The sequence below is a fragment of the Nocardiopsis nanhaiensis genome, assembly GCF_054778635.1.
Window position 1 is genome coordinate 103309 of the sequence record NZ_BAAGZJ010000004.1, and the last position, 24945, is coordinate 128253.

The window sequence follows — 24945 nt, forward strand, 5'->3', positions numbered from 1 at the left end:
AAGGGTCGGACCCACCGAGGAGAGGAACGCCATGACCACGATCGGTTCCGGGCCGGTAACGCGGGACGAAGGTGAAGACGAGGAGGAAAACGTCGGGCTATCAAGCGTCTCGACGACGGGCTGGATCGTGGAGGCACTGAACCGGCGTCCCGACCGCGGCACCGTCAGAGTGGAGGGGGCACGGATCGCCTTCAGGATGTGGGGTGAAGCCGGCAGCGGGGACGTCTTGCTGGTGCACGGCGGCGGCGCCCACTCCGGCTGGTGGGACCACATCGGCCCGCTCCTGGCGGCGCGCGGCCGGGTAGTGGCCCTCGATCTGTCCGGTCACGGTGACAGCGACCACCGGGCGTGCTACGACATAGACACGTGGGGCGCCGAGGTGCTGGAAGTCCGACGCGCTGCCGGGCTGGGCCAGGACTGCACCGTCGTCGGTCATAGCCTGGGCGGTCTGATCACCCTGTACCTGCGGGAGCAGGCGGAATCCGGGGTAGTCCGTTCGATCGTGGTCGATTCGCCGATCGGCGGTTCGGAGGCCCAACAGCTACCGGAGGCGGGTGCCTTCGTCTCCCGGCACCGCCTCTACCCGAGCCTGGAGCAGGCGGTGGAGCGCTTCCGGCCAATCCCCGTGCAGGCCTCGTTGCCCGACGTGCGCGACCATGTGGCCCGCAGCTCGATCCGCCGGGTTCCGGGAGGTTGGACCTGGAAATTCGACGCCGGGATCTTCCATGGCAAGGCCAGGATGCGAACCACAATGCCGAGCCCCGGAGGTCGACTGGCTTACCTGCGGGGTGAACTCGGTATGGTGTCCGCTTCAGTGCACGGATTGATTGAGGCCGCGGGCGGGATCTGTCTGGATCTGCCCGGCGCCGGCCATGCCCCGATGCTGGATCAGCCGGCAGCTTTGGTCGCGGCCCTCCGGGCGGTGAACGCCGGCTGGGGCACGCCTTCCTCGGGCCATCATGTGCCGTAGGGCACGAACTGCCGACCGAACAGCTCCCTGGCGATGATGATCTTCTGGATTTGGGCGGTGCCGTCGGCGATCTCGACGGAAAGTACGTCCCGCAGCCGCTGTTCGAAGGGGAACTCGCTGCTGTAGCCGAAGTTGCCGTGCAGCAGTAGGCATTCCCGAATCGCCTGGCTGGCGTGCGAGGGTCCGTACCACTTGGTCATCGCGGCGAGAGCGGTGTGCCGCCGGTCGGCCGTCCGGTGCCAGAGCGTCGAATAGCACAGCAGTCGCGCCGCCTGCAGGTGCGTCGCATGCTCGGCCAAGGGGAAGGAGACGCCCTCGTTCTTGGCCAGCGGCGTCCCAAAGGTGGTGCGTTGGCTGACGTACTCCACCGTCTCGTCGATGGATACCTGTGCGCAGCCGATTCCGGTCAGGGCGAGTAGCGGCCGGGTGAAGTCGAAGCCGTTGAGCACCTGCCTAAAAGCCTGGCCCTCCTGTCCCAAGAGAGCATCGGCGGGAATGGCGGTCCGGTCGAGGTGGAGTACCCCGCGTCCCAGGGGTTTCCAGCCGGGGTCTTCAATGGGTGCCTTGGAGATTCCGGGCGCGTCGAGTGGCACGAGGAAAGCGGAAGCGCCCACGTCCTGCCCGCTCCGCACGGTTCGGGCCACCAGAATGATCGCTTCGGCTCCGGGAAGCATAGTCACCGAGGTTTTCTCACCGCTGATGACGTAGCCGTCCCCGGTGGTCTCGGCCGTGGTGGTGATGGCGCTGACATCGGACCCGCATTCGGGTTCCGTGAGCCCCAGTGCCACGTAGATGCTGCCGTCGACGAGCCGGGACAGGTACTCCTCCTTGACCCGCGGGCTGCCGTGCCGGGCCAGGAGCGAGCCCATGAGCATCACCGGAATGGCTGCATTGGCCATGTTGAAGTCCGCGTAGGCCAGTTCCTCGATCACCAGCCCGACGGCGACGAAGTCCTCGGTCGGCAGGGCATTGTGTTCCTCGCCGGCCAAGAGGCCGAAGACGCCGAGTTCCGCGATGCGGCGGTGCAGGTCCCAGTCGAAGCGGGTCGATCGTGCGCGCTCCAAGTACCCGGGGGCCAATCGGTCACGGGCGAAGGCCCGCACGATGTCCCGCAGCTCCTGCTGCGTTTCCGTCATTCCGAAGTCCATGTCTGCCTTCTTGTCGGCCTCGCCCCGGCGTTCGGCTCTGGTGGGGACCGCTCAATCGACGGCCACAGCGGTGTCGATACGGGACGCCAGGCCACGGAGGATGCTGGCGGCCTCTTCGGCCATGGCGGGGACGAATTCCGCGACGTGGATGAGTTCGGTCAGGGCAGAGGAGACCTGACCGGCCAGGACCAGTCCGTTTTCCACATCCCCGGCGGTCTGGGACAGCTGCATCGACTCGATCTTCCAGCGCATGAGGTCCACCTCGCTGAGCTTCTCATCGGAGCCGTCCGGCCCGTGGCCGCTACGGGCCGCCAGTCTGTCCGAGGCGTTGTTGCGCAGCCCGCGGCAGGGACCGTAGACGCCGTCGAAGGCGACGTCGTCGCCCTCGCGCGCGTCCTGCAGGGCCTGGACGTAGTTCGGGTGCCAGTCGGAGTTCTCTTGGCTGACGATGAATCGGCTGCCCATCGCCACGCCGTCGGCCCCCATGGCCAGGGCGGCGGCCAGGCCCCTGCCGTCGCGGGCACCACCGGTGAGCAGGACCGGCACGTCCACGGCCTCTGTGACGCTGGGAACCAGGACGAACGTGTGCACGGCCTTGCTCGGGGCATGTCCGCCCATCTCGAAGCCCGCCGCGATGACGACGTCGATCCCCGCTTCCGCGGACTTGACGGCCTGCCGAGTGGAACCGACCTTGTGCTGGTGGATCATTCCGGCGTCCTTGACGGCCTGGATGTAGGGGCCGGGGAATCCCGCCGAGGTGGTGATCACCCGCAGCTGGCGGGCCAGCGTCTCGTCCGCTTTCCGGGCGGCGAGCACGGTCTTGATGTAGGTGTCGGTGAAGGGGAGCACTTCTCCGTTGTGGTCGACGCCGACCGGGATGTTCACGGCGAACGGGCGGTCGGTGAGGCTCGCGGCTTCCTCGATGTGCTCGCGGAAGGTGCGGGCGCCGGCATCGATGTCCAGCGGCATGCCGGGCATGGACACAGTGCCCAAGCCACCGGCTTCGGACACCGCCGCGGCGAGCTTGGGGGTGCGGAACGGGCCGAGGCCCTCCTGGACGATGGGATGGTCGATGCCGGTGAGCTGGGTGTAGCGATTGGAAATGGAGGCCATGGGGACCCCGCCTTTCATCCGTGCCGATGGGTAGTTGCTCAACCGGCGGAGATACCGCCGTTGACGCTGATGGCCTGCCCGGTGAGGCGGGCCGACGCGGGCCCTCCGAGGAAGACCACGAGCTCGGCGAGATCGTCTGGCTCGGCGACTCCCAGATGCGCCATCCGGGCCGCCTTCTCGAAAAGCGACTTGCTGAAGCCGTCACTGAGGACCCGCTCCGCCGTCGCGGTTCCCGAAATCAGGGAGGGCGTGACCGCATTGACCCGGATCCCGTTGCGCTTGGCCTCCATGGCTGCTGTCCGGCTGAACATGACGATTGCCGCCATGGCTGCGCCGAGGACGGACTCACCCGGGGTCGGAACCTTGGCGGCATCCGAGGCGATGTTGACGATGCTGCCCCCGCCCTGTTCCGACATGATCGGCAGGACGGCCCGGGTCAGATACATGGGTGGAAGGGCCTGCCCGTTGACGATCGCAGCGAACTCCGCCGGGTCGACCATGTGCAGCAGCTCCGGCCGGTAGGACGCCGCCACGGAGCTGACCATGACGTCGATGGCCCCCAATTTCCGGTGGGCTGACTCGATGGCTTCGGCAACCTGATCGGGATGGTTCAGATCCGCCGGGATGAACTCGACGGTCGCCTCGGGGTTGCGTGCACGCACGGTATCGCGCGCGGCGATGCCCCGTTCCGAGGAACGCGAAAGCATGGCGATCCGTGTCACCCCGGCATCGATGAAGCCCAGAGAGGAGGCCAGCCCTACTCCGGAGGAGGCGCCGGCGACGACGACGGCGGAGTCCTCGTAGGTGCGAACAGTGGGAGGGGACATCGAGACTCCAGTCAGGGGACGGATGGTTTCTTCGGCGACGACTACCGGGCTACACGCTTCGCTGCGCCTTGGAGGCCTCCGTGGCAGCCCGGGACTTCTCGCGGGCTTCGGCCCAGTCTTCGTCGGTCATGGAGGTCAAGCCGGCGAAGGTGCCGGGGCCGGCGAGCATCTGCCCTCCGTCCATCGCGATGGTCTGGCCGGTGATGTAATCGCAGGCGTCGGTGAGCAGGAAAATCGTCAGGTTGGCCAATTCCTCGACCGTGCCGGGGCGGCCGGCCGGGACGCTGTCGAACTGGGTGGCCCCGGCGGAGGAGCTCTCCGTGGGGTTGAGCATCTCCCAGGCGTACTCCGTGGGGATCGGGCCCGGGGCGACCGCGTTGATGCGGATCCCGTACTTGGCCCACTCCACGCCCAGGGACATGGTCATGGCGTTCACTGCGGCCTTACCCATGGCTGAGGGGACCACGAAGGCCGAGCCAGTCCAGACCCAGGTGGTCAGGGTGGACAGGACGTTGCCCTTCAGCCCTTGTGCGATCCACCGCTTCCCGGCGGCTTGCGTGACGTGGTAAGAGCCCTTCATCACTGTGGAGGAGACAGTGTCGAACCCGCGGGGGCTGAGGTCCTTGGTCTGGGCGATGAAGTTCGCCGCAGCATTGTTGATAACCCCGGTGAGCGGGCCGAACCCGCTCCACAGGGTTTCCATGGCGGCGTCGACCATGTCATGGTCCTTGACGTCCACGGCCTGGAAGTGGACGCGTCCGGGAACGGACGCCGATGCCTCGTCCGCAGCCTCCTCGAGGACAGCCTCACGGCGGCCCCAGAGATGGACCTCGGCGCCGTGCTCGGCCAGGTGGCGGGCGACGCCGCGGCCCAGCCCGGTGCCGCCGCCGGTGACGAGGATCCGCTGTCCGGCCAGGATGTCCGGGCGGAATGGGGAGGGGTGGGAGGTCATGATCTCGCTCCTGTCAGTTGTTCCGGTCTGCGATCAGGGGCGACCGAGCAGGGCCTTGGCGATGATGTCCCGCTGGACCTCGTTCGCGCCTCCGTAGATTCGCGGGGCGATGGCGGCACGCAGCTGGCCCTCCATGCCGTACTCGCGGGTGAAGCCGTTCCCGCCGTGCATCTGGATGCCCTCGAGGGCGGCGTGCTGGGCTATGTCGGTGCACCGGGACTTGGCCATGGCCGACCTGGAGGCCAGGGAGTCCTCGAGCCCGGCGTCGATCTCGGCCGCCACGTCGTAGACGAAGGACCTGGCCATCGCGATATCGGTGGCAAGGTCTGCCACCCGGTGGCGCAGCGCCTGGAACGTCGCGAGCTTCACACCGAAGGCCTCGCGTTCCTGGAGATAGGCAACCGTGTCATCCACGGAACGCTGGGCGGCGCCCAGGCTCATGGCGGCGATGATCAGGCGTTCCACGCTCAGCCCGCGCATCAGCTGCTTCCAGCCTTGCCCGGACTTCCCGACGACGGCGGAGGCCGGGACACGGACGTCCTTGAAGAACAGCTCGTTGACCGTGCGGGGCTCCATGGTCTCGATCGGCACGATGTCCAGCCCCGGGCTGCTGGTGGGCACCATCAGCAGCGTCAGTCCTTCATGCCGGGTGCCCGAGGAGCTTTCCCGGACCAGCAGGAGGACGTGCTCGGCCAGGTGCGCAGCGGTGCACCAGGTCTTCTGGCCGTTGATGACGTAATCGCGCCCGTCCCGGACACCCTTGCAGCGCACCCCGGCCAAGTCCGACCCCGTGTTCGGCTCAGAGAGGGAGATCGCTTCCAGCCGGCCCTCTGCCAGGTTCGTGCAGATGCTGGCCTTCTGCTCCTCGCTGCCCCACCTGAGGTAGGTCTGGGCGGCGGTCAGCCCGGTTGAGTAGGCGTGGACCGGGGCGAGGCCTCGGGAGCTCTCCTCGAGGAAGACCACTTCGTCCACGAACGTCCCGCCCTGCCCGCCGTACTTCTCGGGCAGGGAAATCCCCAGCCAGCCGAGCTCGGCCATATCGGCCAGTGTCTGCCGCGAGGTGGTCTGCGTCCCGTTCCCGGTCAGGGCGTCCCGCTGGGCTACGGTCGCTGTGTTCTGAGCGCAATAGCCGCGGATGGCCTCGGCCAGCGACAGCTGTTCTTCGGTGAACTGCATGGGGTGGAGTCCTCTCGGAGAAGCGGTCCGGGCGGCTCAGGCCTGGTGGGCGCGGAAGTCGGGTGTCCGCTTCTCGTTGAAGGCGTTGATGCCCTCCTGGGCCTCCGCCGTCTCGCCGAACAAGCTCAGGCTGGAGTAGGCCATCTGCCCGGTTGCGGCGAAGTGCTCGGTGTCCGAGTTGAAGGACTGCTTGAGCACCTTGAGCGCGGTGGGGGAGAGCTTGAGGATCTCGTCCGCCCAGGAACGCACCTCGGCCTTGAGTTGGTCGGCGGGGACGGACTTGTTCGCCAGGCCCCAGTCCACTGCCTGTTCGGCGGAGTACTGGCGGCACAGGAACCAGATCTCCCGAGCGCGCTTCTCACCGACCGCGCGGGCCATCAGGCCTGTGCCGAAGCCGGCGTCGAAGGACCCGACGCGCGGGCCGTTCTGCCCGAACCGTGCGTGGTCCGCCGCAATGGTCAGGTCGCACAGCAGGTGGAGGACGTGGCCACCGCCGATGGCGAAGCCGTTGACCGCGGCGATCACGGGCTTGGGGGTGTCCCGGATGACGCGGTGCAGGGAGTCGATCTCGAACAGGCCCGACTCGGAGGGGCCGTAGTCGCCGCTCTCCAACCGCTGCTTCTGGTCGCCGCCGGTGCAGAAGGCCTTCTCGCCGGCGGCGGTGAGCGCGACGACTCCCACCTCGGGGTCGTTCCAAGCGGTCTTGAACGCCATGACGAGCTCGTCGACGGTTCGGGCCCGGAACGAGTTGTAACGGTCGGCGCGGTTGATGGTGATCCAGGCCAGGCCGTTGTCAACCTCGTAGAGGACGTCAGTGAAGTTCTCGAGTGCGGGCATGATTTTCCTTGAAGTTCGTCGGTTGTGTGTGGTTCTGGGTGGTACGACCCGGTCGCGGCCGGGGAACCCCGGCCTGAGATTTTTGGTCTTACCATTTTCAGACTCTAGACCTGTGAACGATCGTTATCAATAGGGCGCCGCCGATGTTTCGATCCGGTTCACGTTCGGGACCGCTGGAACTCCGCTGCCTGGCCGACATACCAGTCCAGGACGTCTGAGTCGTCCTCGGTGCCGCGGTTGAGGCTCTCCGGCCCGGCGCCCTGGAAGAGTCTCTTGACGGGCACCTCCATCAACTTGCCGGTACGGGTCCTGGGCACAGCCGGGGCCTCGATGATCTCGTCGGGCACGTAGCGGGGGGAGACACGGGTGCGGATGGCGTCGACGACGGCCTTCCGCATTGCGTCGTCCACGGTTCGACTGGTGGCGGGGACCACGAACAGGGGCATGTAGTAGTCCCCGCCGGACAGTTCAGCACCGATGACCATGGAGGCGGCGACCCCGTCTACCTCGTCCACGACCTGGGTGATGTCCGCCGAGCCCATCCGGATCCCGCCGCGGTTGATGGTGGAGTCGGAGCGACCGTGGATGATGAACTGTCCTTCTTCCAGCTCTGTGACCCAGTCGCCGTGTCTCCAGACACCGGGGTAGGTGCTGAAGTAGGAGTCGAAGTACCGGGAACCGTCGTGGTCGTTCCAGAACATGACGGGCATGGACGGCATGGGGCGGGTGACCACGAACTCGCCGACCTCGTTGTGGATACGGTGCCCCTCGGAGTCCCAGGATTCCGCGGCCACTCCCAGGCAGGCGCCCATGAGCTCGCCTCGGTACACCGGGTCCAGCGGGTTCGACCCGATGAAGGCGGTGGCCACGTCCGTGCCGCCGGAGTCCGAGCCGACTCGGATGTCCTCGCCGACCGCCCAGTAGACCCAGTTCCAGGTCGAGTCGGGCAGTGGCGATCCGGTGACCATCATGGCGGTGAGCGCAGAGAGGTCGTAACGTGCGTTCGGGACCGCTCCAGCCTTCTCCACCATGGTCAGTACGGCTGCGCCGGTGCCGAAGAAGGTGGCCCTGTGCCGGGCGATGAGCTCGAAGTGGCGGTCCGGACCGCCGTGGTTGGGTGAGCCGTCGTAGGTGACGATCGAAGTGCCCATGACCATGGTGTCCACCACCATGTTCCACACCACCCAGGTGGTGGAGACGGCGAAGTAGGCGCGTTCCCGGGGCCCGAGGTCGTAGTGCAGGCCGTTGGCCTTGAGCACCTCCAGAAGCACCCCGCCGTGGGAGTGCACGATTCCCTTGGGCTTGCCGGTGGTACCGGAGGAGTAGAGCACCCACAGGGGGTGCTCGAAGGGCACTTGCTCGTAGTCGGGTTCGGCCGGGCGGCCGAGGATCTGCGAGAGCCGCTGGGTGTCCTCCGGTGGTTCGCCGCAGGTGCCGGCTGGCAATTGATCGACCACGACCACGTGCTCCACGGTGGGCAGCACCCCGCGCAGTTCGGCAATGGTGCCTGTCATGTCGCGCACCTTGCCGCCGAACTCGTAGCCGTCCACGGTGAGCAGGACCTTCGGCTGGATCTGCGCGAACCGGTCGGCCACTCCGCTGAGGCCGAAGTCGGTGTTCACCACGGACCAGACCGCACCGACGGAAGCGGTGGCCAAGAGTGCCACGACGGTTGGCGGGATGTGCGGCAGCACGGCAGCGACCCGGTCTCCGGGACGGACCCCGAGCCGGCGCAGCTCGGCGGCCAGGGCAGCCACCTGCGCCTCCAGTTCGCTCCAGGTCAGGCTGGTGGCTGCGAGCTCCTCGTGCTCGCCGATAATCGCAACGTCGTCCGGCCGGTCCGCGGCATGACGCAGCAGGTTCTCCGCATAGTTCAACCTCGCACCGGGGAACCAGGAGGACCCGGGCATGGAATCGTCGGCCAGCACGGAGCCCGGCCTCGTGAGGTCGGGCTTTCTCGACGCCAGGACGCCGAAGTACTCCCAGACTGCACCCCAGAAGCCCTCGAGGTCCGAGACCGACCACCGGTGCAGGGAGGTGTAGTCGCTGGTCTGCACTCCGCGGTACTCGGCGACCCAGCGCTGGAAGTCGCGCATCCGTGACCCGTCCACCCGCGCGGCCGACGGTGTCCACATCGGCTGACGGACGTCGCCGCCCGACGCGGCGCCGGCTTCCTGCGTACAGCCCTCTGGCGGGGTGGTCACGGCGTGCCCGACGACGACGGTCCTTCCGCCAACGGATGCGATCAGGTCCAGCGCGAGGGTGCGCCCGTCCGGGGGCGTTTCCGTTGCCGCGACAGAGAAGTCCACGGTGTCGCCGATCTTCACCGGGGCCTTGAACTGCACGTCGAAGGAGTGGAGGTTCTCCACGCCGCACCAGTCGGTGAGCCATCCGGCCATCAGCCCGGCGGTGAACTGGCCCATCGCGATGGGGGCTTCGAACCCGGCATCCCGGGCAAAGGAGGGGTCGTGGTGCAGGGGGTTGAAGTCCCCGCCGGCCCCGGCGAACCGGACGATGTCCGTCTGCGTGACAGGTCCGAAGCGTCCTGCGGACGGGGTGGTCATTTCCGGCCCCTTTCGAGGATCGTTTCCCGCTGGCGGACGGTGACCGTGCCGTCGCGGTCCAGGTATTCGGTCTCCAGGGTGATGATCCGCAGGGCAGTGCCGCTGCTGCTCGTCTTGGCCTCGTCAGCGACAACCACCCGTCGGCCAGTCAGGGAGTCGCCGGCCGTGAGCGGGCGGAGGTACTGCCACCCGGTCTTGCCAACGACGACCCGAGCCAATTCCAGGCCGAGCGTCTCGAGCATCGCGGTCTGGCTGCGGTGGTGGCCGGCGGCGACCACATGGGTTGCCGTTGCGGCGACGTCCGGCAATCGGCGTCGCTGGGCCTCGCAGCGGTCGGTGTGCACGGTGTCGTGGGCCCCGGTGGCCCGCGCGAACTCGGCGATCTTGCCCCGTTCGACGTCGAAGGCGACTTCGTCCACCACGGTGCCGACCAAGCTGGTGTCCTCCATGAGCACGTCCTCTCGCTGATGAGGTCTTAGGCTAGCCATATTAAATGGTCTGACCTAAAGTTCACTGTAGCGAATGAAGGATGAAGGGACGAGCATGGATTTCTCCGAGCAGCCGGAAGAGGCACGGTTCCGCGCCGAGGTGCGTGCCTGGCTTGCCCGTGCACTCCCCGCCCTGGACTGGCCCGAGCCGCCGGAGCTGGAGGAGAAGGCACCGTTCTGGCGCAACTACCAGACCGAACTCTTCAATGCCGGCTATGCCGGCCTGACCTGGCCGAAGGAGTACGGAGGCCAGGGGCTCGACGAACGGATGGCCTCCATTTTCGCTGAGGAGTCTGCGCATGCGGGCGCTCCGGAGCGGCTGAACACCATCGGTGAGGACTTCGCCGGGCCGACCATCGCCCACTACGGGACGGCTGAGCAGAAGGAGCAATACCTGCGCCGGATCCTCACCGGTGAGGACATCTGGTGCCAGTTGTTCTCTGAGCCGGAATCCGGCTCAGACCTGGCCTCACTGCGTACCAAGGCCGTGAAGGTGGAGGGCGGTTGGCGGATCACCGGCCAGAAGATCTGGACCTCCCGGGCCCAGCTGGCCGCCCACGCCATTCTCCTGGCCCGCACCGGAGGGGGCGAGCGGCACAAGGGCATCACCTACTTCCTGCTGCCGATGGATGCGGCGGGAGTGACCATCCGCCCGCTTGAGCACATGCTCGGCGAGGCGGAGTTCAACGAGGTCTTCCTGGACGAGGTCTTCCTGCCGGACTCCGCCGTCGTCGGCGACGTGGACGGTGGCTGGAAGGTGACCATGGGCACCCTGTCTTTCGAGCGCGTTGCGATCGCCACCGGGCGGGTGAACACGGTGAAGGAGATCGAGCGCCTCATCGGGGACGTCCGGTCCCGCACGGCCGGAGACGGCGGCCCGCTGGGCGCCGACCCGCAGGTCCGGCGTACGGTGGCCGATCTGTGGGGCCGGGTGCACCTGCACCAGGCCATCAGCCAGCGCGTCATCTCCGGGGCCACCGGCGGAGAGCCCCCGGGTGAGGTCACCTCCATCGGAAAGCTCTACTTCTGCCCGCTGGTGGAGGACCTGGCCGATGCCGGGCTCTCGCTGGAGCCGCTGGATGACCAGTTCGGGCTGGCAGACGAGGTGGCTGCCTCTGGCGGCGGCGATCCGGGACGGCACTGGCTCCGCCTGGCGAACCAGGCCCGAGGCACCGCCATCGCCGGCGGGTCCACTTTCATCCAGCGCAACATCGTGGCCGAACGGATCCTCGGGATGCCCCGCAAGTAGCGGACCCCCGTTCCCGACTATCCGGGACCACCGCCAAGACCTCATAACCAGTGACTGGAGTAGAACCATGGAATGGAAGTTTTCAGAGGAGCAGGAGGCCTACGCCGAGGCTCTCCAGGACTGGCTGGAGAGCTCCGTGGACTCGAAACGGCTGCGGCGCTGGTTCGAGACCGGCGACCCCTCTGAGTTCCTAGGTTCGTTCGCCCGGTACTGGGCAGGTGTCGGCATCCCCGAGGAAGAGGGGGGACAGGGCGGGGGTCTGGTGGAGCTGGCCCTGACGTCCGAGCACCTCGCCCGCGTAGCCGCCCCGTCTTCGGAGTGGCTGGCGACGACCCTGGCCCTGCCGGCACTCGCCGGGCGGCCTGAGGACGTGGAGACGGCCCTGTCCGGCCAGACGCTTGCCCTGCTCGTACCCGCGGACCGGATTCCCGACGACGCCGCGCCCTTGGAGGTGCGGGATTCCGGAATCCACGGGGTTGTTCCCCGGGTGCTTTCCGGTGACAAGGCGGCCCGTTTCGTGGTGCCGGTCGCAGGTGCCGGCGGAGTGGAGCTCCACTTGGTCGGGGCCGCCCAGGACGGCGTCCGGTCCACGGCGCGCCGGTTGCTGGACCGGTCGAGGTCCATGGCGGACGTGACCCTGGACGGGGCCGCGTCGGAACGCCTGGACGTGGACGCGTCGGCCGTGCTGTCCGGGATCGCCCGTCAAGCCGCGGTGCTGGTCGCGGCGGACACCCTTGGTGTCAGTCAGAGGCTGCTCGACCTTTCCGTCGAGTACGCGAAGCAGCGTCAGCAGTTCGGCGTGGCCATCGGGTCGTTCCAAGCCGTCAAGCACGCCGCCGCCACCATCATGGTCGGTGTGGAGGCGGCGCGGTCTGCGGTGTACTACACGGCCGCTTCGGTGGACTCCGGCCAGCCGGAGGGCTCCTTGCACGCCGCCGCGACCAAGGCGCAAGTCACGGCCGAGGGGCCGCGCGCGGCGGACTCCGCCCTGACCATGCACGGCGCGATCGGCTATACCTGGGAGCACGACCTGCACCTGTTCTACAAGCGGGCCAAACTGAACGCTGGCCTGTTCGGTTCCCCGGAGGCGTGGAATGACCGGCTGGCAGACGCGCTGGGGTTGCTGGGAGCGCACTCGCCTACCCCGACGGGATAGTTACTCGATGAAGCCTGCCCGCAGCCTCTGCGGGCGGTGGAGCCCGGTCAAGTCGGGCGGCTCTGGACCGCTGGTCCGGCGAGGGCCGCAATGTTTGGACTGACCAATGGTCCATTGAAAGCATTGTACGCTTATCAGGCTTGTGGGATACTCACTGAGTATGACGAGTCCACCGTTGGGTCCGGCCAGCGGACCGTACGAGTCGTACGAGTCGTGGGAGTCCCTGACAGCGCGGGCCCACCACATCCTGGAAACCGTCGCCCTGTTGGACCACAGGTGTCTCCCACTGCACGGAGTCGGCGACAGTTGGCGGGAGCTGGACGCCGCACTGGCCTGGGCCGAGGGCGTTCTGCGGAGCCGTGGTCCCGTGTGGTCGCAGGCCGGCGGTCTGGACGTGCCGGGTGCTGCGCGCCTGCTGGCGTCGGACGTTGCCGTGCTGCGGAACAGTCTGATGACCCGGCAGATGGCAACCCGGCAGGAGATGATGCACCGGGTTGACCAGTCCCTGCAGAAGTTGCGGACGATCGGGTCGATCGACGAGTTCAGTTCCCGACTGCCGGTGGAGATCGTGGAACTCGGTTACGTCAGATCGCTGTTCTCCTGGGTGGACCGTCTGCATTGGGTAGCTCAGTCTGCGCACTCCGAGCGCGGTCCGGCGGAGAGCAGGCGGCTGGTGGAGGCCGGTCGGCGCAAACCGCTCCGGGACCTGAGGAGCCTTTTCGAGTACGACATGATCCAGGGTCGGCGCCCCATCCTCATGCGGGGGATCAGGGACAGTTCCAGGGTGCACCCGGACATCATCAAGGTCACCGAATCGGACTCCTATGTCGCGTCCCCGCTGGTGGTGGGCGATGAGGTAGTGGGGTTTGTCAGCCTGGACCTCCATGCGCAGAGCGGCACCGTGGACGATTTCGACCGAGACCTGGTCAGCCTCCTGACCGTCGGCGCCGGAGCCGCCCTGGAGCGGATCCTCCTGACTGGCGGTGGGGAGGAACCGAGGCTGGCTGCTGACCGCGGCCTTCGGTTGCTCCGCAAGGCGTCGGGTGCAAGCCGGGGCGGGACCGCGGTCGAAGTGGAGTCCGCGGGGGCCGCCGCCCCTGTTGGTGCCGCTGGCCTGAGGGCGCCAGGGCGCGGCTGCTGCGGGGAGTTGACGAAGCGGGAACTTCAGATCCTGTCCCTGATGGCCGAGGGCCTGTCCAACGCCGACCTGGCGGCGGCCCTGGTGATCAGCGAAGGTACCGCCAAAACCCATGTCAGGAACATCCTCCGCAAGCTCGGCGTGGACAACAGGACTCGGGCCGCTGCCCTGTACCGGCGCCACAGCGGCGATAGCTGACGGTGCCTTCCGGGCGGCAAGATACCCCATTCGATAGATGTAACCCAGGTCACATTCCTCCATGTTGGAAACAGCCAACTCACGGAGGACACGATGAGCGTTACCCAGAACGCGCAGGAGACGCAGGTCCCCGACCACATCGCCCGCCAGGTCGTCACCCCGGAAGGCCACCGCGACGACGAGGCCCTCTTCGAGGCGTACCGGTGGCTTCGCGAGAACGCCCCGCTGGCCAAGGTGAAGGTCGAGGGATACGACCCGGTCTGGTTGCTGACCAAGCACGCGGACATCATGACGGTCGAACGCCAGCCCGAGATCTTCACCAACGGCGGAGCCACCCCTGGTGCGCACAACCCGAACTTCGCCAGCCAGGCGGACGACGCGTTCACCAAGGAGCTGACCGGTGGAAGCCTGCGGATCATCGAATCCCTGACATATCTCGATCCCCCGGAGCACACCATGTTCCGCGACATCGGCGCGGAATGGTTCCGGCCGGCGTCGCTGAAGCACTGGGAGGACAAGATCCGGGTGCTGGCCCGCGAAGCCATCGACCAGCGCCTCGTCTCCGGCCGTAACGAACTGGACTTCGTGAAGGACTTCAGCGTCTACTACCCGCTGCACGTCATCATGACCCTCTTCGGGGTTCCAGCCGAGGACGAGCCGCGGATGATGGCCTTGACGCAGGACTTCTTCGGCACCGCAGACCCGGATGCCCAGCGCGCCGACGTGACCCCCATGTCCCCGGCCGCGGCGGCTGAGCAGTGGGCCGCCACCATCCAGGACTTCTACCGGTACTTCGACACCCTCGTCGACGACCGCCGCGCCGAACCGAGGGGCGACCTGGCCTCCATCATCGCCAACGCGACGCAGCCCGACGGCGAGTATTTCCCCCGCGAGGTGGCCTACGGCTGGTTCATCGCGATCGCCACGGCCGGCCATGACACCACCTCGTCCACCATGGCCAGCTGCCTGGAAGCACTGGCCGAACACCCGGACCAGCTCGCGGCGGTCCAGGCGGAACCGTCGAGGATCCCCGACCTGGTCAACGAAGCCCTGCGCTGGGCCTCACCGGTCAAGCAGTTCACCCGGCAGGCCGTAGAGGCCTACGAACTGCGCGGGCAGCACATCGAGCCGGGGGACCGGCTGATGACCCTGTACCAGTCCGCCAACCGCGACGACGAGGTCTTCGACAACCCCTACGAGTTCCGCTTCGACCGCAAACCCAACAAGCACATCGCCTTCGGCTACGGCCCGCACATGTGCATCGGCCAGCACCTGGCCAAAATGGAGCTCAGGGTGATGTTGGAGGAACTGCTGCCCCGCATCGCCTCCGTGCGGCTCACCGGGGGCCGCAAGGTCGTCCAGACCAACTTCGTCGGCGGCCTGAAGAACAGGCCCCTGATCCTGGAGCTGTCGTGAGTCCACGCAGGGTCGTCGTGGTGGGCGGCGGCCATGCCGGAGGAACCTTCGTGGCCTTGCTGCGCAGGGAGGGCTTCGACGGTGAGATCGTCATGGTCGGCGCCGAGGAGCACGCCCCCTACCACCGCCCCCCGTTGTCCAAGTCCTTCGGCAGCGAGAACGTCAAGTGGCTCTACGACCCCGCGTTCTACGCGGACAACGGCATTACCGCGCTCCTGGGGGACACGGCCGTGTCCATCCACCGGTCCTCCCGGCGGGTGACCTTGGCCGGAGGCACGCAGCTCGAGTACGACATGTTGGTCCTGGCCACCGGGGCGGAACCCCGATGTCTGGATCTGCCCGGGAAGGACCTCGAGGGTATCCACGTCCTTCGCGACCTGGCCGACGCCACCAGCCTGGGAAGGGACATCCTCTCCGGGCGGCCGCTGGCCATCGTCGGCGGCGGCTACGTCGGCTTGGAAGTGGCCGCGGCCGCCCGGACCCGTGGCGTGGAGGTCACCGTGATCGAACGGGAGGACCGCATCCTGGCCCGTGTGGCCAGCCCGGACCTCTCCGACCGCATCGCGGAGCACCACCAACGGAGCGGCACCACAATCGTCACGGGCGCCGAGACTGTGGGATACCGGTGCGACGCCGGCCGGGTCGGTGGTGTGCGGCTGGCCGACGGGACGGAAATCCCTTGCGGAACCGTGCTGGTGGGGGCAGGAGCGATCCCGAGGGACGGCTTGGCCCGTGAGGCGGGTCTGGCTTGCGATCAGGGGGTCGTGGTCAACGCGCGCTCCCGCACCAGCGACGAGTCCATCCTGGCGATCGGAGATGTCGCGAACCGGCCCGTGGCCGGACTGGCCACTCCGTCCGGGCGAATGCGGGTGGAAAGCATCCAGAACGCCGTGGAACAGGCGCGACATGCCGTCGACGTCGTCCTCGGCCGACCGGCGCAGGACCATGACATTCCGTGGTTCTGGTCGGATCAGTTCGAACTGAAGATCAAGATCGTCGGCATTGTCCACGGCGACTACGAGACGGTGCAGCGCGGGGATCCGGCTGGCGGGAGCTACGCCCTGTACCACCTCCGCGGCGGCCGGCTGCTCGCCGCCGAGACGGTCAACTCGCCCAGGGACTTCATGGCCGCGAAGAAGATGCTCACCAGGCAGTGCCCGGTCGACCCGCAGGCTCTTCTCGACCCGGACACCGACCTGCGGGTCCTCGTGTCGGCCTGAGGTCCGCCGGTCCGAGAACTGCCGGCCTGAGCCCTCCCGGGCCGAGGCCCCTGGGCGGCTGCCGATATCGAAATCCCAGCCCAAGAAGGAAGGGACTGACATGCCCACTGTCACCTATGTGCTTCCGGACGGAACCGAAAAACCGATGGATGTTCCCTGCGGGCAATCCGTCATGGATGGCTCCGTGCGGAACAATCTGCCCGGCATCGTGGCCGAATGCGGCGGGAGCTGTTCCTGTGCCACCTGCCACGTCTTCCTGGAACACGCCCCTGACGGCGCGTTCGAGGAGCCGATGACTGAGGAAGCGGACCTCATCGAGTTCCTCGAGGACGCGTCAGCGAACTCCAGGCTGTCCTGCCAGCTGATCGTCTCGGACGAGGCCGAGGGCGCCCGTGTCCGGGTCTCCCGCGGCAACTGCTGATACGGGCTGGCCGCAGCTGACCTCAGCCCGAAACCGGAGTCGTTCACACCCCCAGGAGAAACCATGAAAACCACCGCAGCTGTCCTAGAGGCCACCGGTGGAGAGTTCACGCTCAAGGACCTGGCCATCGGCGATCCAGGTCCTGGCGAGGTCCTGTTCGAAGTCGCCGGAGTCGGCCTGTGCCACACTGACATCGCCGTCCGGGAGGGTCACTTGCCCTTCCCGTTCCCCGGCGTGTTGGGGCACGAAGGCAGCGGCACCGTACTGGCCGTTGGCGAAGGCGTCACGAAGGTCGGGATCGGCGACCGGGTCGCTGCCAGCTTCAACAGCTGTGGCAAGTGCACTCAGTGCCGGGCCGGCGTCCCGGCCTATTGCCTCGAGTTCATGGACCGCAACTTCGGTGGTGCGCGCCCCGATGGCACCAGTGCCCTCAGTCACGCAGGCCAACCGGTGGCCTCGAACTTCTTCGGCCAGTCCACATTCGCCCGCCATGCCATGGCGCGCGAACGCAACGTGGTCAAGATCCCCGAATCGGTTCCTCTGGAGATCGCCGGACCGCTGGGCTGCGGGGTGCAGACCGGTGCCGGCGCCGTGCTCAACGCGCTGGACGCCGAGCAGGGCTCGTCCCTACTGGTGACCGGCGGGGGATCGGTAGGGCTATCCGGTGTCCTGGCCGCGGTGGCCCGTGGGGTGGGGACCGTCATCGTGTCCGACCCTCTGCCCCAGCGTCGGGAGCTGGCCCTGTCCCTTGGCGCCACCCACGTGGTGGACCCTACGGCTTCGTCGATGTCGGCGCGGGTGCGGGAGATCCTGCCCGAGGGGGTGGACTACGTCCTGGACACCACCGCCATGGAGGACGTCATCATCGAGATCCTCGCCTCCATGGGACAACGGGGGCACCTGGGCATGGTGGGCGTGCCGCAGCAGCCGCAGGCCGCCCTCAACGTCAATCTGCTGGAGATGCAGGCCCGCGGGATGAGCTTCACCGGAATCGTCGAGGGAAACAGCGATCCGGACTCCTTTATCCCTGAGCTCATTGCCCTGTACGAAAAGGGCGTCCTCCCCTTTGACCGGCTGGTCACCACCCTGCCTTTCGACCGGATCAACGAGGCCGTCGCCGCCCAGGCCAGCGGAGAGGCCGTGAAGGTCGTGCTGGTCCACGGTTGATCCGCCGTGTACCCGCACCTGTAACCCCATCCCGAACCAAGGAGCTGGACGTGACCACCTCGGACACCAAACAGATAGTGGACTACGACCGCATGTACATCGGCGGCGCCTGGGCAGAACCGACGACGCCCGCGCGCATCGGCGTCCGTTCCGCCACCACCCATGAGCCCGTCGGCAGCGTTCCCGAGGCCAGCGAGGCCGACGTCGACGCGGCCGTCGCGGCTGCCCGGACCGCGTTCGACGACCCGTCCGGCTGGGCCCACTCGACTCCCGGACAACGCCGCGAGGCCCTCGAGCGCTTCGCCCGTGCCCTGGAGTCCCGCGGTGAGGAGACCGCCCGGCGGGTCACGGTCCAGAACGGCATGCCCATTTGGTTGGCTCAGCAGTGGGAACAGGGCTTCCCGCCAGTGCTGGTGCGCTACTTTTCCGACCTCGCGGAGAAGACCCAGGAAGAGGTCAGGCCCGGCCTGCTGGGCAAGCAGACTCTCGTGGTGCGCCGTCCCATCGGGGTCGTGGCCCAGGTCGTCCCGTGGAACGTCCCCCAGGCCATCACCTTCCTTGCCTTGGCGCCAGCGCTGGCCGCCGGCTGCACCGTGGTGCTGAAGCCCTCCCCGGAAACCGTCCTGGATGCCTTCCTGCTTGCAGAGGCCGCTGACGAGGCGGGCCTGCCGCCCGGAGTGGTGAACATCGTCCCTGCTGGACGCGAGGTCGGCGCCTACCTCGTGTCCCATCCCGGTGTGGACAAGGTGTCCTTCACCGGGTCTTCGGAGGCCGGCCGGAAGGTCGCGGCCGCCTGTGGAGAGCTGTTGCGCCCGGTGACCTTGGAGCTGGGCGGCAAGTCCGCCGCTGTCATCCTGGACGACGCGGAACTCGAGTCGAACCTGGAGGACTTCTTCGCAGCGACCATGGTCAACAACGGGCAGGTCTGCTGGCTGGGAACCCGAATCCTGGTACCCGCCGCCCGCTACGGCGAGATCACCGGGACGCTCGCCGATCTCTACTCCGGGCTGGCCGTGGGCGACCCGCTCGACCCGGCCACGAAGATCGGACCGCTGGTCTCCGAACGCCAGCGGGACCGCGTCGAGGGTTACATCGCCAAGGGCAAGCAGGAGGCCCGCCTGCTCGTCGGTGGCGGCCGACCGCAGGGGCTGGGCCAAGGGTGGTTCGTTGAGCCGACGGTCTTCGCCGACGTCGACCCGAAGGCCACCATCGCCCAGGAGGAGATCTTCGGGCCCGTGCTCTCGGTGATTCCCTACGAGGACGAGCAACAGGCCACGCGGATCGCCAACGATTCGGACTTCGGCCTGGGCGGTTCGGTCTGGACGAGGGACCCCGACCGCGGCGCGGCCTTCGCCCGCACTGTCCGCACCGGCACCATCGGCGTCAACGGCTACAACAACGACCCCGTGGCGCCCTTCGGCGGCGTGAAGGCCAGCGGACTCGGCCGCGAACTCGGCCCCGAGGGTCTGGCGTCCTTCCAGGAAACCAAGACCGTGTACCTGGACCGCCCCAATCCCTGAGGCTGCTGGTGTCCGCACAGCCCCTGCCGCTCGGGCCCGGCCGAAGCGAGCTCTGTGGCATGAGTCCACCGGCGCGGCGATCGGCCTCAGCCGCGTCGATGCCCACCTGGCCGGGGCCCTCCCAGCCGTACCCGCACCAGCCGCTGCGCGGCACTTCGCCCCGCCGGGCAACTGCTCGACGGGGCGAAGTGATCTGCATCCGGGATAGGCCGACAGCATCCCGTTTCCGCCGCGGGCGCCAGGTCCGAGCGGCTCCGCGCATGTGGCGGCGGCACTGGTTCTCCAGGACCGCCCCCGTCCGGCGGGGAGTCAGTTCCGTCGGATCCCCAGGGAACCGCTCACCGGAGCTGGCCAGTGCAGTGCGGTGTCCTCGGCTATGAAGCGGTCGAAGGCTTGTGCCACGTCGTCCGGGAAACCCGCGGGGCGACGGCTGTCCATGTCGACGTGGATCAGGACCGTCTCGTAGATGCAGGCCAGCCGGTCCTTCTCGCGGTCCATGACCAGGGCCAACATATGCCCGACCTTCTCGTTTCGGTCCAGGACGCGGACATGTGCGGTGATAGGCGTGCCCAGCCGCATCTCATGGACGTAGGTCAGGTGCTGCTCCGCGGTGAAGAGGCCCAACCGGCGCTCTGCGCGATACGCGTCATCGATCCCCATCTTCTGGCAGACCTGGTCCGTGGAGAACCCGCCCATGTCCACGTAGTGACGGATGTTCATGTGGTCGTTGGCATCGATCCAGTCCTCACGGACCTCGTCGGTCCAGTGCACGGGGATCTGCAGAACCTGTTCCGCGGAAGGGTTGGTGCGCGTTGCTGATACCACGGCGATCTCCTGGGTGAGAGCCCTCGGGCTGACGATTCTATGGTCAGACCATACCTATCGATGGTCGAACAGGCGCAGCCGCCCCCGGCGCTGCGGTCGGCAGGGCTTGATGTGGGCCGGCTGCCGCTCGCCCCGCTGTGGGCAAGTCCTGGCTGGTGCTTCGCTGGCAATTACTTGGATGTCCTAGTATTTTTGGTCAGACCAACGTACTATGCTTATGGTCAGACCATGAAGGTTCCTTGGGCAAGGAGAGCACGCGATGAAGATTGTCGTATTGGCCAAGCAGGTGCCGGACACCTGGTCGGATCGGAAGCTCGACCTGGATTCGGGGTTGTTGGACCGGGGCGCCTCGGAACCGGTGCCGGACGAGATCAATGAGCGTGCTCTGGAGACGGCCCTCCGGTTCAAAGACGCCAATGCGGACACGGAGATCGTGATCCTGTCCATGGGCCCGGAGGACTCCGCCAAGACACTGCGCAAGCTGCTGTCGATGGGGGCGGACTCGGGGGTACTGGTGACGGATCCGGCACTGGCCGGTTCGGACATGGTCCAGACCGCACGGGTCCTGGCCGCGGCGGTTGAGAAGACCGGAGGAGACCTGCTGCTGGCCGGCAACGAGGCCACGGACGGCCGGGGCGGGATGGTGCCGGCGATGGTCGCCGAGGTACTGGGCTGGTCTGTGCTTCCAGCCCTGGAAGAAGTACGGATCGCCGCTGACGGCGTCACCGGCACAGCCCAGGTGGACGGCGCTTCGCTGTCCCTGAGCTCGTCGTTGCCCGCGGTGGTCTCGGTGACCGAGAAGGCGGCTGAGGCGCGCTTCCCGAACTTCAAGGGGATCATGCGGGCCAAGAAGAAGCCGCTGGACACCTGGGCCCTGACGGAGTTGGGGATCCAGGCGGGGCCGGACTCCGCCCCGGTGCGTTCGGTGATGGTCTCGGCGAGTGAGCGGCCTGCGAAGGAGGCTGGCCCGAAGGTCGCCGATGACGGCACGGCCGCCGTGCAGCTGGCCGATTTCCTGGTCTCCAACCGGCTGGTCTGACCGTCCGGCTGCCCTCTGAAACCACGACGCTCACAGGCCGGAAAGAAGACTGCATCATGGCAAACACCGGAAACGTCCTGGTCCTGATCGAGACCACCATCGAGGGAAGACCGAAGTCCACGGCCGCCGAGCTGCTCGGCGCGGCCGCTCAGATCGGCACACCGGTCGCCGTCGCCGTCACTGCCCCTGGGCAGGGCGGGGCCTTGGCCGGGCAACTCGGCGCACTGGGCGCCGCACACGCCTACCTGGCCGAGTCCGCGACCGTCGCCACCGAGCTGGGGACCGCCCAGGTTGGCGCCCTGGCTGACGCCGTGGCCGCCTATGGCGCGCATGTAGTGCTGGTACCGGCCGCAAACGATTCCAAGTCCGTGGCCGGGCGACTGGCGATCGTGGCCGGGGGCTCGGTGGCCGCCGACGTGGTCGGGGTCCGTTATGACGAGGAGGGCCGGGAGATCGTCACCGAGCACTCCGTGTTCGGTGGGGACTTCACCTCCGAGTCCACCGTCGAGGGTGGGCTGATGATCGCCACCGTCCGCTCCGGCTCCATCGAGGCCCGTGCAGATGCCGTCGCCTCCCCGCAAGTTCGGTCCGCCATGGTGGCCACCGCGGCCGCCCCGGGGGCGCGGATCGACGACGCCGTGGACACGCCGGCCGAGACCGACCGTCCCGAGTTGCGTGGGGCCAGGACCGTGGTCTCAGGCGGCCGCGGGATGGGGTCGAAGGAAGACTTCTCCCTGGTCGAGGACCTCGCCGACGCGCTTGGGGCGGCCGTGGGCGCCTCCCGGGCGGCCGTGGACGCCGGCTACGTGGCGCAGTCCCACCAGGTCGGCCAGACCGGTGTCTCCGTGACCCCGCAACTCTACGTGGCCCTGGGGATTTCCGGGGCGATCCAGCACCGGGCCGGGATGCAGACCTCCAAAACCGTCGTGGCGATCAACAAGGACGAGGACGCCCCGATCTTCGAGGTCGCCGACTTCGGGGTCGTCGGTGACGTGTTCTCTGTGGTTCCGCGGCTGATCGAGGAGATCAACAACCGCCGGAACTGATCCGGGTAGCCGTCCGGCCACACGCGAGCTTGTGCTGCCAGCGCCTGCCCTGAAGGAAGTAGAAGGACTGAGAATGCCCATGGCCAGCGATAACAACTCTGGCGGCGCGGGAAATACCCCGCAGGAACGCACCGGTGCCCCCGGTCGGCGCCGCATGGCCGGCGACCGGTCGGCGGTGCCCGGCCGGGACACGGCGGGGCAGGAGGGCGGTGCGCGAGCGGCGAAGCCGTCGCGGATGGACGCGAGCTCCTCTGCGGCCGCTGGTCCGGCTGCCGCCTCCTCAGCAGGAGCGGGGGGCACACCGAGGGGTTCGGCGTCGCGGACGGCACCCGCATCCGGGGCCGGGGCGGGGCGCCCGGCGTGGGTGAGGCCGGTGTCGGTCACCGCCGGACTGGTCGTCGTCGCGTTGGTAGTCGTGCTGGCCGCCCGTTGGCTGCGGACCCTGGAGCCGGTCCAGCAGTTCATCGCCACCTATGACGGGCATGCTTCCCAGCCGGAGGCGGCCCCGGAGGGGATGCCCTGGTGGAAGGGCTGGCAGCACTTCTTCAACATGTTCTTCATCGTGCTGATCATCCGCACCGGTCTGCAGGTGCGCACCGAGCGCAAGCCACCGGGTTACTGGACGGCCAAGGAGAACTCGTTCTTCTCCCCGAAGGGCAACGCCCCGAAGAAGGTGTCCCTGTCCCAGTGGCTCCACCAATCGTTGGACGTGCTCTGGGTGGCCAACGGAATCATCTTCGTGGTCTTGCTGATGGTGACCGGGCACTGGATGCGGATCGTGCCCACGGACTGGGACATCTTCCCGAACATGCTCTCCGGGGCCATCCAGTACGCCTCACTGGACTGGCCCACCGAAGACGGGTGGGTGCACTACAACGCGCTGCAGGTGATGGCCTACTTCGTCACCGTGTTCATCGCGGCTCCGCTGGCCGTCATCTCCGGGATCCGGTTCTCGACATCGTGGCCGGAGAAGGCCGAACGCCTCACCAAGCTCTACCCGGTCGAGTGGGCGAGGGCCGTGCACTTCCCGGTGATGCTCTACTTCGTGGCCTTCACGATCGCTCACGTGTTCCTGGTGTTCTTCACCGGTGCCCTGCGCAACCTCAACCACATGTACACCTCCCGGGACGTCGTGGACTGGTGGGGCCTGGTCATCTTCCTGGCCTCCCTGGTGGTCATCGCCGCCGCCTGGTTCCTCTCCAAGCCCTTGTTCACCACACCCATCGCCCAGCGCATGGGCAAAGTCTCCAAGTAACCCCGACCACGCCCGCACGTCGGGGCGGACCCGGAGGAAGGACCGCAGTCATGTACCACGTCACCGAGGAACAGCGGGCCCTCGTGGAGGCCGTTCGCAGCTTCGCCGCCGAGCGGATCGCCCCCTACGCCCTGCATTGGGACGCAGAGAAGCACTTCCCCGTGGACGTCCTCGCCGAGGCGGGAAAACTCGGGTTGGGCGGCATCTACGCCACTGAGAAATACGGCGGGGCCGGACTGGAGCGCAAGGACGCTGTCCTCATCTTCGAGGAACTGGCCAAGGCCGACCCGGCGCTTGCCGCCTACATCTCCATCCACAACATGGTCGTGTGGATGATCGACGCCTTCGGGTCCGATGAGCAGCGCACCCAGTGGATCCCGCAGCTGGCGAGTATGGAACACCTGGGCAGCTACTGCCTCACCGAGCCCGAAGCCGGGTCGGACGCAGCGGCCCTGAGTACCCGCGCGGTCCGGGACGGTGACCACTACGTCCTCAACGGGGTCAAGCAGTTCATCTCCGGGGCGGGCTCGTCTGAGCACTACGTGGTGATGTGCCGGACCGCGGACACCAGCTCCAAGGGCATCTCCACGCTCGTGGTCCCGTCGGACACCCCCGGACTCTCCTTCGGCCCGAACGAGAAGAAGCTGGGATGGAACACCCAGCCCACGCGCCCAGTGATCTTCGAGGACGCCCGAGTCCCCGTAGCCAACCGGCTCGGGGAGGAGGGCGACGGCTTCCACATCGCCATGAAGGGACTCAACGGCGGCCGGATCAACATCGGCGCCTGTTCCATCGGCGGCGGCCAGGCGGCCCTGGAGAAGGCGACGGCGTACCTGAAAGAACGCACGGCGTTCGGCGAGCCCTTGACCAGCAAGCAGTCCCTCGTCTTCAACCTCGCGGACATGGCCACGGAGCTGGAGTCGGCCCGCACCTTCCTGATGCGGGCTGGCGACGCCCTGGACCGCAATGACCCGGACACGGTGCGGCTGTGCGCCATGGCAAAGCGGGTGGCCACCGACGCTGGATTCGAGGCCGCGAACACCTCCCTCCAGCTCCACGGCGGCTACGGCTACCTGCACGAGTACGGGGTGGAGAAGATCGCCCGCGACCTGCGGGTCCACCAGATCCTCGAGGGATCCAACGAGATCATGCGGCTGATCGTCGGCCGGATGCTGGTCGAAGGCTGACACTGCCACGGCCGCGGGACCGGTCGAACCAGT

22 protein-coding genes are annotated in these 24945 nt (G+C 67.6%); 13 read left to right on the forward strand and 9 right to left on the reverse strand.

The window, feature by feature from the left end; genetic code table 11:
• Window positions 1-31 precede the first annotated feature (31 nt).
• The gene (locus ACYVD1_RS03070; protein WP_460756650.1) at window positions 32-970 is read left to right on the forward strand and encodes an alpha/beta hydrolase; all 939 of its coding nucleotides are present in this window, start codon (window positions 32-34) and stop codon (window positions 968-970) included.
• Here ACYVD1_RS03070 and ACYVD1_RS03075 read toward each other — a convergent pair.
• The 8 genes from ACYVD1_RS03075 to ACYVD1_RS03110 all read right to left on the reverse strand — a co-directional run bounded on the left by ACYVD1_RS03075 (window position 958) and on the right by ACYVD1_RS03110 (window position 10036).
• Window positions 958-2106: an acyl-CoA dehydrogenase family protein gene (locus ACYVD1_RS03075; RefSeq protein WP_460767474.1), complete on the reverse strand. Its 1149-nt coding sequence runs from the start codon at window positions 2104-2106 to the stop codon at window positions 958-960. The genes ACYVD1_RS03070 and ACYVD1_RS03075 overlap by 13 nt on opposite strands.
• Before the next feature lie 63 nt (window positions 2107-2169).
• The gene (locus ACYVD1_RS03080; RefSeq protein WP_460756656.1) at window positions 2170-3231 is read right to left on the reverse strand and encodes an NAD(P)H-dependent flavin oxidoreductase; all 1062 of its coding nucleotides are present in this window, start codon (window positions 3229-3231) and stop codon (window positions 2170-2172) included.
• A 38-nt stretch (window positions 3232-3269) separates the two neighbouring features.
• Window positions 3270-4058, reverse strand: coding sequence for an SDR family NAD(P)-dependent oxidoreductase (locus ACYVD1_RS03085; RefSeq protein WP_460756660.1), 789 nt, complete (start codon window positions 4056-4058; stop codon window positions 3270-3272).
• A gap of 49 nt (window positions 4059-4107) precedes the next feature.
• Window positions 4108-5010, reverse strand: a complete 903-nt coding sequence (locus ACYVD1_RS03090; protein ID WP_460756664.1) for an SDR family oxidoreductase — start codon at window positions 5008-5010, stop codon at window positions 4108-4110.
• Between the two features lie 33 nt (window positions 5011-5043).
• A complete protein-coding gene (locus tag ACYVD1_RS03095) occupies window positions 5044-6186 on the reverse strand; it encodes an acyl-CoA dehydrogenase family protein (RefSeq protein WP_460756668.1) in 1143 nt (380 codons plus the stop codon).
• Between the two features lie 36 nt (window positions 6187-6222).
• Entirely contained in the window at window positions 6223-7023 is an 801-nt protein-coding gene (locus ACYVD1_RS03100) for an enoyl-CoA hydratase-related protein (RefSeq protein WP_460756671.1), read from the reverse strand.
• 158 nt (window positions 7024-7181) lie between these two features.
• Window positions 7182-9587, reverse strand: coding sequence for an acetoacetate--CoA ligase (locus tag ACYVD1_RS03105; protein WP_460756676.1), 2406 nt, complete (start codon window positions 9585-9587; stop codon window positions 7182-7184).
• The gene (locus ACYVD1_RS03110; protein WP_460756679.1) at window positions 9584-10036 is read right to left on the reverse strand and encodes an FAS1-like dehydratase domain-containing protein; all 453 of its coding nucleotides are present in this window, start codon (window positions 10034-10036) and stop codon (window positions 9584-9586) included. Before ACYVD1_RS03110 ends, ACYVD1_RS03105 begins: the two co-directional genes overlap by 4 nt.
• A 94-nt stretch (window positions 10037-10130) precedes the next feature.
• Between ACYVD1_RS03110 and ACYVD1_RS03115 the strand changes: the two genes are divergently transcribed.
• The 8 genes from ACYVD1_RS03115 (at window position 10131) to ACYVD1_RS03150 (ending at window position 19560) form a co-directional block, all read left to right on the forward strand.
• Window positions 10131-11324: an acyl-CoA dehydrogenase family protein gene (locus tag ACYVD1_RS03115; RefSeq protein ID WP_460756684.1), complete on the forward strand. Its 1194-nt coding sequence runs from the start codon at window positions 10131-10133 to the stop codon at window positions 11322-11324.
• A 67-nt stretch (window positions 11325-11391) separates the two neighbouring features.
• On the forward strand, window positions 11392-12480 hold the full coding sequence (locus ACYVD1_RS03120) for an acyl-CoA dehydrogenase family protein (protein ID WP_460756688.1): 1089 nt from the start codon (window positions 11392-11394) through the stop codon (window positions 12478-12480).
• 160 nt (window positions 12481-12640) lie between these two features.
• Entirely contained in the window at window positions 12641-13816 is a 1176-nt protein-coding gene (locus tag ACYVD1_RS03125; protein WP_460756694.1) for a helix-turn-helix transcriptional regulator, read from the forward strand.
• 93 nt (window positions 13817-13909) lie between these two features.
• The gene (locus ACYVD1_RS03130; protein ID WP_460756698.1) at window positions 13910-15232 is read left to right on the forward strand and encodes a cytochrome P450; all 1323 of its coding nucleotides are present in this window, start codon (window positions 13910-13912) and stop codon (window positions 15230-15232) included.
• Complete coding sequence (locus ACYVD1_RS03135) at window positions 15229-16452, forward strand: NAD(P)/FAD-dependent oxidoreductase (RefSeq protein ID WP_460756701.1); 1224 nt, start codon at window positions 15229-15231, stop codon at window positions 16450-16452. Before ACYVD1_RS03130 ends, ACYVD1_RS03135 begins: the two co-directional genes overlap by 4 nt.
• Window positions 16453-16636: 184 nt before the next feature.
• The gene (locus tag ACYVD1_RS03140; RefSeq protein ID WP_460756706.1) at window positions 16637-16873 is read left to right on the forward strand and encodes a 2Fe-2S iron-sulfur cluster-binding protein; all 237 of its coding nucleotides are present in this window, start codon (window positions 16637-16639) and stop codon (window positions 16871-16873) included.
• A 63-nt stretch (window positions 16874-16936) separates the two neighbouring features.
• Window positions 16937-18040, forward strand: a complete 1104-nt coding sequence (locus ACYVD1_RS03145) for an NAD(P)-dependent alcohol dehydrogenase (protein WP_460756712.1) — start codon at window positions 16937-16939, stop codon at window positions 18038-18040.
• 50 nt (window positions 18041-18090) lie between these two features.
• Entirely contained in the window at window positions 18091-19560 is a 1470-nt protein-coding gene (locus ACYVD1_RS03150; protein ID WP_460756715.1) for an aldehyde dehydrogenase, read from the forward strand.
• A gap of 309 nt (window positions 19561-19869) precedes the next feature.
• Here ACYVD1_RS03150 and ACYVD1_RS03155 read toward each other — a convergent pair whose 3' ends face one another.
• Window positions 19870-20385, reverse strand: coding sequence for a thioesterase family protein (locus ACYVD1_RS03155; RefSeq protein ID WP_460756722.1), 516 nt, complete (start codon window positions 20383-20385; stop codon window positions 19870-19872).
• A 259-nt stretch (window positions 20386-20644) separates the two neighbouring features.
• On the opposite strand from ACYVD1_RS03155, the gene ACYVD1_RS03160 reads away from it, so the two are divergent.
• The 4 genes from ACYVD1_RS03160 (at window position 20645) to ACYVD1_RS03175 (ending at window position 24912) form a co-directional block, all read left to right on the forward strand.
• A complete protein-coding gene (locus tag ACYVD1_RS03160) occupies window positions 20645-21424 on the forward strand; it encodes an electron transfer flavoprotein subunit beta/FixA family protein (protein ID WP_460756727.1) in 780 nt (259 codons plus the stop codon).
• 56 nt (window positions 21425-21480) lie between these two features.
• Complete coding sequence (locus ACYVD1_RS03165; RefSeq protein WP_460756732.1) at window positions 21481-22470, forward strand: electron transfer flavoprotein subunit alpha/FixB family protein; 990 nt, start codon at window positions 21481-21483, stop codon at window positions 22468-22470.
• A gap of 373 nt (window positions 22471-22843) precedes the next feature.
• A complete protein-coding gene (locus tag ACYVD1_RS03170; protein WP_460756738.1) occupies window positions 22844-23725 on the forward strand; it encodes a cytochrome b/b6 domain-containing protein in 882 nt (293 codons plus the stop codon).
• Window positions 23726-23775: 50 nt separating this feature from the next.
• Window positions 23776-24912, forward strand: coding sequence for an acyl-CoA dehydrogenase family protein (locus ACYVD1_RS03175; RefSeq protein WP_460756742.1), 1137 nt, complete (start codon window positions 23776-23778; stop codon window positions 24910-24912).
• Window positions 24913-24945: the final 33 nt, after the last annotated feature.

What these genes read in the sequence shown, in the direction of transcription:
- ACYVD1_RS03130 (WP_460756698.1), top strand. Translation starts at nt 13,910, where the DNA reads ATGAGCGTTACCCAGAACGCGCAGGAGACGCAGGTCCCCGACCACATC.
- ACYVD1_RS03145 (WP_460756712.1), top strand. Translation starts at nt 16,937, where the DNA reads ATGAAAACCACCGCAGCTGTCCTAGAGGCCACCGGTGGAGAGTTCACG.
- ACYVD1_RS03085 (WP_460756660.1), bottom strand. Translation starts at nt 4,058, where the DNA reads ATGTCCCCTCCCACTGTTCGCACCTACGAGGACTCCGCCGTCGTCGTC.
- ACYVD1_RS03125 (WP_460756694.1), top strand. Translation starts at nt 12,641, where the DNA reads ATGACGAGTCCACCGTTGGGTCCGGCCAGCGGACCGTACGAGTCGTAC.
- ACYVD1_RS03090 (WP_460756664.1), bottom strand. Translation starts at nt 5,010, where the DNA reads ATGACCTCCCACCCCTCCCCATTCCGCCCGGACATCCTGGCCGGACAG.
- ACYVD1_RS03115 (WP_460756684.1), top strand. Translation starts at nt 10,131, where the DNA reads ATGGATTTCTCCGAGCAGCCGGAAGAGGCACGGTTCCGCGCCGAGGTG.
- ACYVD1_RS03070 (WP_460756650.1), top strand. Translation starts at nt 32, where the DNA reads ATGACCACGATCGGTTCCGGGCCGGTAACGCGGGACGAAGGTGAAGAC.
- ACYVD1_RS03175 (WP_460756742.1), top strand. Translation starts at nt 23,776, where the DNA reads ATGTACCACGTCACCGAGGAACAGCGGGCCCTCGTGGAGGCCGTTCGC.
- ACYVD1_RS03165 (WP_460756732.1), top strand. Translation starts at nt 21,481, where the DNA reads ATGGCAAACACCGGAAACGTCCTGGTCCTGATCGAGACCACCATCGAG.
- ACYVD1_RS03105 (WP_460756676.1), bottom strand. Translation starts at nt 9,587, where the DNA reads ATGACCACCCCGTCCGCAGGACGCTTCGGACCTGTCACGCAGACGGAC.
- ACYVD1_RS03160 (WP_460756727.1), top strand. Translation starts at nt 20,645, where the DNA reads ATGAAGATTGTCGTATTGGCCAAGCAGGTGCCGGACACCTGGTCGGAT.
- ACYVD1_RS03100 (WP_460756671.1), bottom strand. Translation starts at nt 7,023, where the DNA reads ATGCCCGCACTCGAGAACTTCACTGACGTCCTCTACGAGGTTGACAAC.
- ACYVD1_RS03120 (WP_460756688.1), top strand. Translation starts at nt 11,392, where the DNA reads ATGGAATGGAAGTTTTCAGAGGAGCAGGAGGCCTACGCCGAGGCTCTC.
- ACYVD1_RS03075 (WP_460767474.1), bottom strand. Translation starts at nt 2,106, where the DNA reads ATGACGGAAACGCAGCAGGAGCTGCGGGACATCGTGCGGGCCTTCGCC.
- ACYVD1_RS03110 (WP_460756679.1), bottom strand. Translation starts at nt 10,036, where the DNA reads ATGGAGGACACCAGCTTGGTCGGCACCGTGGTGGACGAAGTCGCCTTC.
- ACYVD1_RS03080 (WP_460756656.1), bottom strand. Translation starts at nt 3,231, where the DNA reads ATGGCCTCCATTTCCAATCGCTACACCCAGCTCACCGGCATCGACCAT.
- ACYVD1_RS03095 (WP_460756668.1), bottom strand. Translation starts at nt 6,186, where the DNA reads ATGCAGTTCACCGAAGAACAGCTGTCGCTGGCCGAGGCCATCCGCGGC.